Annotated in this window: 15 protein-coding genes; 13 read left to right on the forward strand and 2 right to left on the reverse strand. The window is 54.8% G+C overall.

The genetic code is table 11. The features are described 5' to 3' along the window. The first annotated feature begins 13 nt into the window (after nt 1–13). The 8 genes from QQL54_RS11120 (at nt 14) to QQL54_RS11155 (ending at nt 6482) form a co-directional block, all read left to right on the forward strand. Nucleotides 14–943, forward strand: a complete 930-nt coding sequence (locus QQL54_RS11120) for a FliM/FliN family flagellar motor switch protein (protein WP_284390646.1) — start codon at nt 14–16, stop codon at nt 941–943. A gap of 62 nt (nt 944–1005) precedes the next feature. Then, nucleotides 1006–1872, forward strand: a complete 867-nt coding sequence (gene motA / locus QQL54_RS11125) for a flagellar motor stator protein MotA (RefSeq protein ID WP_284390647.1) — start codon at nt 1006–1008, stop codon at nt 1870–1872. After that, nucleotides 1869–3173 (forward strand): hypothetical protein, encoded by a 1305-nt coding sequence (locus QQL54_RS11130; RefSeq protein ID WP_284390649.1) that lies wholly within the window; start codon nt 1869–1871, stop codon nt 3171–3173. The genes motA and QQL54_RS11130 overlap by 4 nt, the downstream gene beginning before the upstream one ends. Beyond that, entirely contained in the window at nt 3166–3900 is a 735-nt protein-coding gene (locus QQL54_RS11135) for a flagellar hook-basal body complex protein (protein ID WP_284390651.1), read from the forward strand. The genes QQL54_RS11130 and QQL54_RS11135 overlap by 8 nt, the downstream gene beginning before the upstream one ends. Before the next feature lie 51 nt (nt 3901–3951). Beyond that, a complete protein-coding gene (flgG, locus tag QQL54_RS11140; RefSeq protein ID WP_284390653.1) occupies nt 3952–4737 on the forward strand; it encodes a flagellar basal-body rod protein FlgG in 786 nt (261 codons plus the stop codon). A gap of 2 nt (nt 4738–4739) precedes the next feature. Further along, nucleotides 4740–5168 carry a flagellar basal body P-ring formation chaperone FlgA gene (flgA, locus tag QQL54_RS11145; protein WP_284390655.1) on the forward strand — a complete coding sequence of 143 codons (429 nt, stop codon included), beginning with the start codon at nt 4740–4742 and terminating at the stop codon, nt 5166–5168. 26 nt (nt 5169–5194) lie between these two features. Further along, on the forward strand, nt 5195–5917 hold the full coding sequence (locus tag QQL54_RS11150) for a flagellar basal body L-ring protein FlgH (RefSeq protein WP_284390657.1): 723 nt from the start codon (nt 5195–5197) through the stop codon (nt 5915–5917). Between the two features lie 10 nt (nt 5918–5927). Continuing rightward, entirely contained in the window at nt 5928–6482 is a 555-nt protein-coding gene (locus QQL54_RS11155) for a flagellar basal body-associated FliL family protein (protein WP_284390659.1), read from the forward strand. Between the two features lie 6 nt (nt 6483–6488). Here the strand turns inward: QQL54_RS11155 and QQL54_RS11160 are convergent, their stop codons facing one another. Together QQL54_RS11160 and QQL54_RS11165 are read right to left on the reverse strand one after the other, a co-directional pair. After that, nucleotides 6489–6818, reverse strand: coding sequence for a flagellar hook capping FlgD N-terminal domain-containing protein (locus QQL54_RS11160; RefSeq protein ID WP_284390661.1), 330 nt, complete (start codon nt 6816–6818; stop codon nt 6489–6491). 9 nt (nt 6819–6827) lie between these two features. Further along, a complete protein-coding gene (locus tag QQL54_RS11165; RefSeq protein ID WP_284390663.1) occupies nt 6828–8327 on the reverse strand; it encodes a flagellar hook-length control protein FliK in 1500 nt (499 codons plus the stop codon). Between the two features lie 62 nt (nt 8328–8389). Between QQL54_RS11165 and QQL54_RS11170 the strand changes: the two genes are divergently transcribed. The 5 genes from QQL54_RS11170 to QQL54_RS11190 all read left to right on the forward strand — a co-directional run bounded on the left by QQL54_RS11170 (nt 8390) and on the right by QQL54_RS11190 (nt 11449). Beyond that, entirely contained in the window at nt 8390–8710 is a 321-nt protein-coding gene (locus QQL54_RS11170) for a rod-binding protein (RefSeq protein WP_284390665.1), read from the forward strand. Next, nucleotides 8710–9096: a hypothetical protein gene (locus QQL54_RS11175; RefSeq protein WP_284390667.1), complete on the forward strand. Its 387-nt coding sequence runs from the start codon at nt 8710–8712 to the stop codon at nt 9094–9096. Before QQL54_RS11170 ends, QQL54_RS11175 begins: the two co-directional genes overlap by 1 nt. 173 nt (nt 9097–9269) lie before the next feature. Then, nucleotides 9270–10466 carry a flagellin N-terminal helical domain-containing protein gene (locus tag QQL54_RS11180; RefSeq protein ID WP_284390670.1) on the forward strand — a complete coding sequence of 399 codons (1197 nt, stop codon included), beginning with the start codon at nt 9270–9272 and terminating at the stop codon, nt 10464–10466. A 119-nt stretch (nt 10467–10585) separates the two neighbouring features. Then, nucleotides 10586–10996: a flagellar biosynthesis regulator FlaF gene (locus QQL54_RS11185; protein ID WP_284390672.1), complete on the forward strand. Its 411-nt coding sequence runs from the start codon at nt 10586–10588 to the stop codon at nt 10994–10996. Nucleotides 10997–11005: 9 nt separating this feature from the next. After that, nucleotides 11006–11449, forward strand: a complete 444-nt coding sequence (locus QQL54_RS11190; protein ID WP_284390673.1) for a flagellar biosynthesis repressor FlbT — start codon at nt 11006–11008, stop codon at nt 11447–11449.

Consider the following 11449-nt stretch of genomic DNA (forward strand, 5'->3'; position numbering starts at 1 on the left):
TCCAGGATGGATCGTGAACGAAAGAGTCGTCTTGACCGTCATTGCCAGAAAAATCGCATTCGCTGTAAATTCAGGCCCGTCTCGTCCAGAACCGGAAGCTGTCGCTCAGCCTATGCTGGTCGATATCGGCAACACGCTCGCAAAGTGGCTCTCAGTCGACGACCTGATCAGACACGACGTGTCAGTCGTTTGGGCGCGAATTGATGCGTCGAAACTTCCTGACATTATAATGACAGCCAAAGGGTCAGCAAAAGATAGTCGGATGGCTGTTGCGCTCTCTGGCCCCCTTGCAGCGCTCGCCAGTTGCAGGCTTTTAGGGATAGATCAGCAGAGTGATGCGGCGAGCCGTGAATCCTTAAAGCCGTTTGTCGAACAGAACATGCTGGATCTCGGGCGTCAGCTTGGCGGGACACCTAGCCTTGCTTGTTTTAGTGATACGGAGACATCGTGGACGTTTGAGCCAGCCAACAATCTGGCGGATCAGTTTGGCGAAACGGAAGTTCTCCGGATAGAAATTGATTGCAGCGAAGACGGTCAAGACGATCATCGGGCCGTTTTCCTTCTAACCCCGAATCTATTAAACGCCGCAGGGCCGGAGGGTGATAAGGTCAATGATCTAGATGCCGCTAATGATCGACGCCTGTCACCACGGCTCGGACCTTGTCAGATTGATGTCAGAGCAGTTGCGGATCGGGTCCGTATGAGTGTGGCCGATTGCTCTCGGTTAGAGATCGGGCATGTCGTCGCCTTGCCTGGGCTCCGTTTTGACCAGCTCGAATTGACGATTGAGATGGGTGAAGGCCAAGTCCCATTCGTGGATGCCGCGCTCGGCGCCGATAAGGGGCAGAAAGCGGTTCGGCTCAACCGAGGCCTAGACCCATCCTTCCGAATTCCGCCGTCCGATATGGCGGCCGTGCCACAATCTACGCCCGTGCCAAACTGATGCGGCCTGTTCCCGCGATACGTTTAGCGTTGAATTAACTCCTGTCGGTGTAACGCAAAGTTATGAATTCCATTATCGGCATCGTTCTCACAGTGTTCTGCGTCTTTGGCGGATATATGATGGCGGGCGGTAAGCTCGAAATCATTCTACATTCCCTGCCCTATGAGATGATGATCATTGGCGGCGCTGCGATTGGCGCGTTTCTGTGCGCCAACGATATGCATACGGTCAAATCGACGCTTTCAGACGTCATCTCCGCATTCAAAGGACCAAAATGGAAACGTCAGGATTATTCTGATCTCCTTTGCTTGATGCATGAATTGGTTCGTTTGGCCGAGCAAAGCCCCGTCGAGCTTGAAGCGCATATCGAAGATCCAGAAAACTCCGCTCTGTTTCAGAAATATCCGCGCATTCTGTCTTCAAAAGATTTCGTCGAGCTGATTTGCGACACGATGCGGTCAATGCTGATGAATTTCGACAATGTTTATCAGGTTGAAGAGCTGCTCGATAAACAATTGGAAACGATGAAAGAAGAGCGTCTGCACGGTAGTCACGCGCTGAGTAACATCGCTGATGCATTGCCTGCCCTGGGCATCGTTGCCGCCGTTCTCGGCGTCATCAAGACGATGGCCTCTATCGATAAGCCGCCGGAAGTCTTGGGCGAGATGATCGGGGGGGCTTTGGTCGGGACCTTCCTCGGTGTTTTTCTCGCCTATTCATTTGTCGGCCCACTGGCCAACCGGATTAAACAAATTCGCGATCAAGAAGCCTATTTCTACTCGCTAATGCGCGAGGTTCTTGTGAGTAGCCTACATAAGAACGAAACCACGCTTTGCATTGAGGTGGGTCGTCGAAGCGCCCCCCACGGATTTAGGCCGAGTTTTTCTGAAGTCGAGGACGCCCTTAAGGCGCTCAAACAGGCCGCATGATAAGGCGAGCCCTCATACTCACGACCTGCCTGAGCGTTTTCACGCTCGGGCTTTCGTCGTTTGATGACGGGAGCTTTGGCGATGCCGCTTTTGCGGCTGAAGACCCCGCTGAAATTTCTGGGCAAGCCAAAAACCTCCGAAACCTGTTCGAGGTCGCGGGCCGTAACGGCCTCGTTAATATGCGCGGTCGTCCGGGTGAGAATGAAGTAACAGCTGCAGACGCAACTGAACCTGCCTCCGTTCCCGAATGGACCGCTGATCCGGCTGATTGTCAGACGCTCACGCCCTTGTTTGGGGGCGGCCAAGGTGATTTCGCCTTGGGGCTGTTCACTGAGTTGGCGACTGATGGAACGGATAGAGCCGCGCTGGCTAGCGCGCTCGCTGACTTGATCGATCTCTCTTACTCTGGACAGCGTTTGCCGGTCGATCTTCGAAATGCCGCTGAATGCGGTCCATCCTTTTTACCCTGGCAGGCTTTGGCGGATCCCGGCCGAGCCTTAGGGCCTGCGGATGAAGCGACATTGGCGGTCTGGCTGGGCAGAATGAGTCCGCCGCTGCGTCGTCAGCTTGGTGTTCAGATTGCTATTCGAGCCGGCATGGCTGGCAATATTCGATTAGCGCGCCGGATCGCCGACTCGCTGTCTGATTCAGGACTGCATGGACAAAGCCGCCACGATTACGACGTTGAACATGTCCTCCTTGATGCCATTCTCAAAACGGCGCGCGATCCTATCGGTGCCCGCGCCCGACTGGCTTGGGTCGCCGAACGGGATGGGCCGGAGCAATTATACGCCATTGACCTTATGAGTAAGTTAGATGCAGCCCCGGCTGCGAAGACAGCATTGACGCGCTTGTCCAATAGCCCGGATCCGGTGTTACGGTTGAGTGCACAACAACGCCTCTTGGCCCGAGCCATAGAAGACTCGGATATTGAATTGGTCGCCGAACTTGTGACCACAAGAAATAATCTCACTGACGACGCTGACAGTCTCGCTCGCCTAACAACACGGCTGGAAGAGGCGGTCGGGTCTAACGACCCTCTAAAAGTCGTTCAGGCGCTTGATGTGATCGAACGTTTGGATGCCAATGGCGTTGTTTTTGACTCTGAGTTGAAGTCGAAAGCCGCAGAGCGCTTGAAGGCTTTGGCTGTGGGAACGATACCTGTGCGCGCGACCGACTTCGCGTCCACACTGGCGAAAACAACCGCTCCTGAACATATGAGCGGACCCGCTCTCACTGACTATCTTGGCGAGTTGTCGTCCGATCTTGAAACCTTTCAGGAGGTCCTAGGCCGTGGATAATGCAATCTACACTATGATCACCCGCCAATCCGGGTTGATGCGTGAATTTTCTACAGTGGCGAACAATGTCGCCAATATGGGCACGACTGGCTTCAAAGCTGAACACGGCGTGTTCTCAGAATATATCAGTCAACTTGAAGGCGGTGCTGGTGCACCGGACCACGCGACAAGCCTGTCGATGGGTCGCCTCGGTGCGCATGCGACTGATCTGTCAGATGGTAGTTTGCGCGCGACAGGCGGCGCACTTGATATGGCGATTAACGGTGAAGGGTTCTTTCAAGTTCAAACAGCTGCAGGCGAACGGCTCACTCGCGCGGGCCACTTTATGCTCAATGCCGAACGGATCTTGGTTGACCCAATGGGGAATTCTGTTCTGGGTGTGGGCGGCGGCGAGATCGCCATTCCTCTGGAAGCTTCGAATATTCAGGTCGCGCGTGACGGCACAATCTCTTCGGACGGTATCGAATATGGTCGTATCGGTGTGTTTACCGCACCGATCGGAAACATGTCTCGCGAAGGCAATAACTTGTGGCTCGCCCCCGGGGCGCAACCGCTCGAAAACCCAATGATTGCATCCGGGTTTTTGGAACAAAGTAATGTCAATCCGGTCTTGGAAATGGCGCGGATGATTGAAGTCCAACGTCATTATGATGCCGGCCAATCGCTGATGGATCTCGAAGACGAACGTATCCGCAGTGTCGCAAAAGCTGTCCAACAAATGGGTTAACCACGAAAATTTCACCCCAGAAAGATTCACCAGGGAAAAGGAGGCTTCAGGATGAACGCCTTGAAAATCGCCGCAACCGGCATGGCCGCACAACAAATGCGGGTCGACGTTATTTCGAACAATATCGCGAATATGAGCACGACGGCGTATCAGCCGCGCGTCGCCGAATTCGCAGACCTCATGTATCAACAATACCAGACTCCCGGTACGTTGAGCTCTCAGACGGGCGCGACTGTTCCTGCAGGTATTCAGATCGGCATGGGCGTCCGCCCGACAACCGTTTCCATGGAGATTGTCCAAGGCGGCTTGAGCGAAACGGGCGGCGATTTTGACCTCGCTATCGAAGGCCGCGGCTTTTTCGAAATCATCCAACCGAGCGGTGATTCAGCGTTCACAAGGGACGGCAAATTCTATCGCGACGCAGATGGGCTGATGGTCAACTCAGATGGTTATGCGCTGGCCGATCAGATCACTATTCCCAATGATGCACGTCGCGTCACGATCTCGCCAGACGGTGAAGTAGTCGCTTACTTCAACAATCAGCCAAACGGACAAACGATCGGCAGCATTACCTTGACCGTATTCGCAAACACTAAAGGTTTGGAAGCGATGGGCGGTAATCTCTACCGTGAAACTGAAGCGTCGGGCGCGCCCATCAATGGAACGGCAGGCACCGAAGGTATTGGGACGATGCGCCAAGGCTATCTCGAAGATAGCGGTGTCGATGTTGTTGAGGAAATTTCTGAACTGATTGAGGCTCAGCGGGGTTACGAGTTGAACTCCAAGATCATTACAGCCGCTGACGAGATGCTCGCAGCGACGACACGGATCAGATAGTGATGAGCCGGTTTTTCTTTATTATCAGCCTCTTACTCGCAATGGTGTCCGCCCCGACTATGGCTATGGCCGCCACCGTGACGCAAACCGATCAAGTGACGGCAACACGCGCTTTGCAACGCGGTGCCGTCATTCGCGAAGGCGATCTGACCGGGCCATTCGCGATGGAAGACTATCTCGGCCAAGAACTCACGCGCCCAGTTCGCGCAGGCGCCGTCATGACGCCGCGCCATGTGCGCACGCCCCTACAGGTTAAACGCAATGAGACAGTTTCACTGATCTTTCGGCGCGGATCTTTGACCATGGAAACGACGGGCCGCGCGCTGGGTGAGGGCTCAACTGGAGACCGGATTTCGGTTATGAATTCGACGTCGCGCAAGCGCGTTATGGGCCGGATTGTCGGCCCGGGACAAGTGGAGGTCACGCCGTGAGCCGGATGCAAGCGACGACAAATAAAATGAAACCAGAAGCGAGTCGCTTTGTCCGCTTCGCGATCGTTCTGCTGGCAGGGTCAGCCCTGTGCGCCTGTGCAACAAGCGGTGCACCGAAACGCGCTGCGCCGATACAGACGGCTCCATTGGCCTACGCTCAACCCGCGCCCGTCATACAGGCGACCCATCAATCCGCGTCGCTCTGGAGCCACAGTCCCAATTCGCTGTTCGGTGACCGCCGTGCGCGCGGTCCAGGCGACATTTTGACCGTGCAGATCGAGATTGATGATCAGGCTGAGATGCGGGGGTCGGTCGCGACGGATCGGTCTTCAGGTCAAAACCTGTCTCTGTCGAACTTTTTTGGGCTGACAAGTTTGATTGAAGATATTCTTCCAAACGGATCGACGCTCGATCCGGCTGTCGATATTCAACGCCAAACCAATGTCGATGGTAGTGGTCAACTCCGTCGAGGCGAAACATTGTCACTTACGCTTGCGGCCCAAGTCGCCGAAGTGACGCCTAATGGCGACCTTGTGATTATCGGGCGTCAGAATGTCCAAGTCGAAGGCGAAGCCCGGACCCTGTTTGTATCCGGCATTGTCCGGCGCGAAGATATTAGTCGCCGGAATGTGATCACGCTCGATAAAATTGCTAACGCCCAAGTCGGGTATGATGGCAGCGGTGCAGTTGCGCGCTCGATCAATGATCGTGTGGGTACACGTGTGCTTGATACTGTGATTCCGTTTTAGGAGTAGTGCGATGAAAGCCGTTCTCTTTCCGGTTATTTTGGCCGTGAGCGCCGCAGGCGGTGTGCTCGCGGCTGATTTTGTACGCGGGACGGTGGCCCCTACTTCTGCCGAAGCGGGTTCCCATGCTGCCGACGGCGACGCGAAGGGCGCAGCCGATGAAAAGGGCGGTCATAGCGACAAAGGTAAGAAGGCGAAAGCTTCCAAAGGCCATAACGATAAGGGCTATGAAAGTGATGGAGACGAGATCGGATTCATCAAATTCAAACGTCAATTCGTTGTGCCGGTGCTCGCCAATGACAACGTTCAAGCCTTAATTTTGCTAAATATCGGTCTGGAAGTACCGGGCGACAAACGCGACGACATGTTCCGCCTAGAACCGCGCTTTCGCGATGCCTTTATTCGCGAACTGCTTCAGCTCTCAGATGCGGGTTACTTCGATTCAGAATTAACGTCGCCTGACACTTATGAAGTGTTGCGTGAAACGCTGGCCCGGGCTGCCCGTGAAATTAGTGACGATGGGATCAGCGACGTCTTGATCCTCGATCTATCCCGTCAAGATCGCTGATTGATCTTATACGTCAGGCGTCGTTGGCGTCGCCAATTGTTGCGCCAGCATGGATGCAATGCTCTCCAGAATCTGATTGTTCTTCGCTTGTAGCTCCAGATTGGAGAAGGTGGCGAGCTGTTCCACAAATTGCGTCGAATCCAGCGGGGCTAGCGGGTCCTGATTACGGATCTGTGCCGTCAGCAGGTTCAGAAATGTATCAAACTGCTCCGACGTATCTGATTCTGTGCTGGTCGTTGTGTCAGACTCGGTTGTTTCCGTGCCTTCATTCCGGAGCGTATTTGTGGCTTTGGCCGCATTTACGTTCGATGACTGAGTCAATATCGAAAGGTCCATAAGTCTGTCCTAGACAAGGATGTGAAGGCGAGTGCTGTCGCCATTGGCAGCCGCCTGTGCGAAACGTTGCAGCTCAACAAGGGCGCGATCGTTTGTGGATTGATGGCCTTCGGTCACCCCTCCGGATGTGTCGGCAGACTGTTGCCCGCCTTCACCCATATCGGAGTTTGCAGCATCGCCGCGTTCAGCCCCGAAATCCTGTGATGATCCGAGTTTGACGTCAATTTCGCCGCCTGCTTGTGCTTGCAAGCTGGCCGTGATGGACGACATGCGTTCCGCAAGCGCGGCCCGCGCGGCATCAGTCTCGGGGGTCAAGGTCACCACCGTGCGGCCTTGAACGTCGAACTGATAATCGAGTTGGATTCGACCAAGCTCCGGCGGATCGATCTGCAAGGTCGCACTGCGTGCGGTCAAAGCTACCGTAACGACAGCCTGCGGAATCTTGTCCAATGTAACGGGCACATTCATCTGCGTTGAGTGCAGAATGGTGGCGGCCAATCGGTCACTCATTCCCGCAAGTGGTGTGACTGCGGGTGTGATAGGAATGGCGGGAAGGCTCTTTAGCGGGGTTGTGCTGTCGCCAGCCATCGTAGTGGCGGTTGGGAGTGCCGCAAGGTCGGCCGTACGGAACGGATCGCTGCCAACGATTGGCGTTTTAACGAGCGCAGCCCGATCAGAGGCGTCTACGGCCTGTTCGGCTATGCGTGTTGGAACAGGTTGGTCGGGATCAATTGTCGGAGCCTGCCGACTCACGAGAGGGGCGACGGGAACGTCATCGGGTGCTGCTGCCGCCGCTGAAATATTCGCTGCTACAGCTAGAGTGCTGGCTGGCGCGCCACTGGCTGTGCCCGAATCGCCAATTAAAGGTATCGCCGTGGGTAGAGGGGCATCTGCTGTCACTACTGAAGGGGCCGTAATGTTCGCTGTGGCGACTGCATCAGTTGTCACCAGCGCCGCGGCGGGTTCAATTGGAATAGCTATGGCAATTGGGGCGGCGGTCTGGTTTGTTCCAGAGCCATATTGAATTGTCTGTAAATCTGGCGTTATCGTGGCTGGAGCCGAGCCAAGTCCGGCCGTTGGGACTGTGGCTTGCCGGAAATCCGAATTGGTAAGTGTCAGAACGGCCTCGGCTTCGGGGGTATTCATTTCGACATCGAGCTGTTCAGCTGCGCTCATGTCAGGCGCAACATCGACATGCAGACGGTGTTGCGAAATAGGAAAGACCTCAGGGTCGACGTCAGTCGGCGGGCGTTGCGATCCGATATCATCGGTCTCTGCAATCGGGATAAGTTCAGATTTTTCGCCTTTCGCATCAATCGTAACGTCGTCGGATTGCGGTCTGTCTTGTTCCGGTTCAGATTGCTGCTGCACGGCGTCTTCAAAACTCTGAGTCGGCGCATCGCCAGACGCATTGCGAGGCGCGTCACGGGATTCTACAGATCCACTCGCAGGGGCTAGAGCCGTAAGCGGCGAAGACTGAGGCGCAAGCGCATGAGGTAGGGCAGGCATACCCTCTCACTAAAGCGAATATGGTTTACCTATAGTTTACGGCCATGCGTCATCGAGACTTTATGATGGTCCCTATTTCGCCAACCCAGTCTCTGGTTTCACCACAACGACCCGTCGCACAGACAGCGTCGTCCGCCACCGAACCTCAAAACCAAGACGCGCTGAAAGCGGTCGCTGCCGATTTTGAAGCGGCTTTTATCGCGCAAATGCTGACCCATTCTGGTTTGGCGGATGCGTTGACATCGGGTGAAGGAAAGATGGCCTCAGCCTTTGGCAGTTTCTTCGTCGAACAGTTGGCGGAGCAAATGTCGGAAATGGGCGGGATCGGTATGGCAGACTCTATATATAAACAGCTGAGCCGCTACGAGCAGGGAGAGACGTGATGAACGATACTCGCATTTTAGACATGCTGGCGCGGATTGATCGGGCTTTGTTAGCCGAGGTCGAAGTGTTGCAGGACGGTCGCTTTCAGGATCTCCGCGATCTCCAAATTGAAACCGCGAATGCGATGAAAGGTTTGGACACGCTTGGAAACGCTATCCGTCTGCCAGGTGTCGATCGGACAAAAGTCGAAACGGCGATGACGATTATTAACCGACGCGCAGAACAGGCGCGTGGACTCGTTGCTGCCGCATTGAATGGCGCGCGGGACGCGCGGGTCAGGCTTGAGGGTTTGGGCCGCTCAGATGGCCAAGTGGGGGCCTATGACCGGCAGGGGGGACAGCTTGTGATGAAGTCTCTGGCTTCGCCCTATAATAAAACGATTTAAGTTCACCACTTGTTAGAAACTTCTTGATTATAAAAATCATAGCTCAGGAGAGCGCGGTCGGAATTCCGGCCACATTGTCAGGACGACTTGGTCACCTTCGCCCGCAGATCTGAATGGATCGGGCCGAAGTCATTTCAACGCGGCAAGTAAGCCCGCTCATTAGGTGAAATCCAATGTCCAGTATTAATACAAACATCGGAGCGATGGTCGCTCTAGACACCCTTAAGGGTATCAACAAGAACCTCGGTCAGGTTCAAAATGAAATCTCGACAGGTAAGTCGATCAACTCAGCTAAAGATAATGCTGCGATCTGGTCGATCGCAACTGTCATGGAAACTGATGTTGCCGGTTTCGAGCAGATCAGCAACTCGCTGAACCTCGGTTCTGCAACTGTTGGTGTGGCCCGCGTTTCATCAGAAGCGGTGGTTGGCGAGCTGCAAAGCATTCGCGACAATATTATCGCCGCTCAGGAAAGCAACGTCGATCAGGCCAAGATCCAGACCGACATCAACGAGTCTATTGCGCAAATCACGTCCACTGTCGCTGCTGCACAATTCAATGGCTTGAACCTGCTTGATAACGGCGGTTCCATTAACATCTTGTCTTCTTTGAACCGGGCCAGCGACGGATCTGTCACAACGGGTCAGATTTCGGTCACGGGTGCTAACCTCACAACCAACGCAACTGGCGTGACTGCTGGCGGTGCAGTGACTGGCGCCGCAACGTTTACAGCGGCACAGGATGCTTCGGGTGGTTCTGCATTGACGAACAGTACGGCGATCCAAGTTGATGCCGCTGGTGGCAATCAGACCTACGCCTTTACAATCGACGGTGAAGCTCTGACTTACGAGACTTCCGCAGGTCAGGATGCTCAAGCGATCGCAACGGGTATTGCAGGTGTTATCAATGCTGCTGTGACAGCAGGCGACATCACGGCTGGTCTAACAGCAACCGCGACCGCTGGTGGGGCCGTACAGTTTAGTGCAGCTTCAGGCACCGCGGACTATTCATTGACCGGGACAGGTGTCACATCGACTGAAACGCAGGCTGTTGGTGCCTTGGCGGGTCTGGATACGATTGATGTTACGACAGACGCTGCTGGCGCTCTGACCGCAATCAACACGATCCTCGACAGCGCTATCGACGCCGCCGCTCAGTTCGGTTCCAAGCAGGGACGCATCGACAACCAGATCGATTTCGTGTCCTCGCTCGGTGATAGCCTGAAAGCAGGTGTCTCAACACTGACGGATGCCAACCTCGAAGAAGCATCCGCGCGTCTGCAGGCTCTGCAGGTTCAGCAGCAGCTTGGTGTTCAGGCTCTCTCGATCGCCAACCAAGCGCCACAGGCTCTGTTGGGTCTGTTCCGATAGGACCAGCTCTAAGCCTATAAGATTTCCCCTCGGCCTTCCGGGCCGGGGGACCTTTAAATTCCCGGTAAACCATCCAAGGCGATGCCGGACCGATAGCCTCGGTAGCACAGGATTTCGCTATGGCTCTGATGACCGCTCACGCCTTCAATGCGCACAGCGCATACCACAAAACGGGCCGCGCAACTGGATCAGATCGCGAAGTCGAAGTTCAGGTTTTTCAGAAATCCATAGCCAGCCTTCGCCCTTTTACCGGCCTCGACTTCAAACTCACGCCCGACGCCGCCACCGTCCTGTCCGAAAATCTAAAACTATGGGATATGCTGATCGTTGATTTGGTTCATGCCGACAATCAGCTTGATGATGCATTGGCCGCGCAATTGCTCAGCCTGGGTCGCTTCGTTCGCTTCCACACACATGGTTTATATAGCGGGACAGGCACAGTGGACGTTCTCGTCGAAATCAACACCGCCATTCTTCAAGGACTGCTTGGGCGTCCGAGCGAGACTGTCGACAATTCTGAAGCCGCATAGGGACGTTTCATGGCCGGTCTGCTTATCAGTCTAAAACCGAACGAGAAATTTCTCGTCAATGGTGCGCTTCTATCTAATGGCCCTAAACGCGGCCAGATTTGCGTTGAAGGCGAAGGCATCAATGTACTTCGCTTATCTGATGTGATCCATCCGGATGATGTTCGCACGCCTGTCACCCGGCTTTACTATGCCGTCCAAACTTTGCTGTCCGGGGACGCGGCGGGTGATGAAGCTTGCGATTTGGTCGAACAACAATTCCGAACCTTGACTAGTGTCTTTGAGAACACACCGCTCTCGGACATGTTGTTGAAATCCTACAAAGCTTGGGTGGATGGCCGCACCTATTCGTCGCTGTGCCGTCTAAAACCGCTGGTTCCGATTGAAGCCGAATTGCTGGGCCTGACCTCCGTATCAGACAGTAATGTGCAGGCTGACATGGCCGTCGCGAGTTAA

It is taken from the genome of Algimonas ampicilliniresistens (assembly GCF_030159955.1).
GTDB classification, from domain to species: domain Bacteria; phylum Pseudomonadota; class Alphaproteobacteria; order Caulobacterales; family Maricaulaceae; genus Litorimonas; species Litorimonas ampicilliniresistens.

Excerpts from the sequence above, each read along its gene's own strand:
- motA (WP_284390647.1), top strand. The coding sequence starts at position 1,006 with ATGAATTCCATTATCGGCATCGTTCTCACAGTGTTCTGCGTCTTTGGC.
- QQL54_RS11185 (WP_284390672.1), top strand. The coding sequence starts at position 10,586 with ATGGCTCTGATGACCGCTCACGCCTTCAATGCGCACAGCGCATACCAC.
- QQL54_RS11150 (WP_284390657.1), top strand. The coding sequence starts at position 5,195 with ATGAAACCAGAAGCGAGTCGCTTTGTCCGCTTCGCGATCGTTCTGCTG.
- QQL54_RS11180 (WP_284390670.1), top strand. The coding sequence starts at position 9,270 with ATGTCCAGTATTAATACAAACATCGGAGCGATGGTCGCTCTAGACACC.
- QQL54_RS11160 (WP_284390661.1), bottom strand. The coding sequence starts at position 6,818 with ATGGACCTTTCGATATTGACTCAGTCATCGAACGTAAATGCGGCCAAA.
- flgA (WP_284390655.1), top strand. The coding sequence starts at position 4,740 with ATGAGCCGGTTTTTCTTTATTATCAGCCTCTTACTCGCAATGGTGTCC.
- QQL54_RS11130 (WP_284390649.1), top strand. The coding sequence starts at position 1,869 with ATGATAAGGCGAGCCCTCATACTCACGACCTGCCTGAGCGTTTTCACG.
- QQL54_RS11170 (WP_284390665.1), top strand. The coding sequence starts at position 8,390 with ATGATGGTCCCTATTTCGCCAACCCAGTCTCTGGTTTCACCACAACGA.
- QQL54_RS11175 (WP_284390667.1), top strand. The coding sequence starts at position 8,710 with ATGAACGATACTCGCATTTTAGACATGCTGGCGCGGATTGATCGGGCT.
- QQL54_RS11155 (WP_284390659.1), top strand. The coding sequence starts at position 5,928 with ATGAAAGCCGTTCTCTTTCCGGTTATTTTGGCCGTGAGCGCCGCAGGC.
- QQL54_RS11190 (WP_284390673.1), top strand. The coding sequence starts at position 11,006 with ATGGCCGGTCTGCTTATCAGTCTAAAACCGAACGAGAAATTTCTCGTC.
- flgG (WP_284390653.1), top strand. The coding sequence starts at position 3,952 with ATGAACGCCTTGAAAATCGCCGCAACCGGCATGGCCGCACAACAAATG.
- QQL54_RS11165 (WP_284390663.1), bottom strand. The coding sequence starts at position 8,327 with ATGCCTGCCCTACCTCATGCGCTTGCGCCTCAGTCTTCGCCGCTTACG.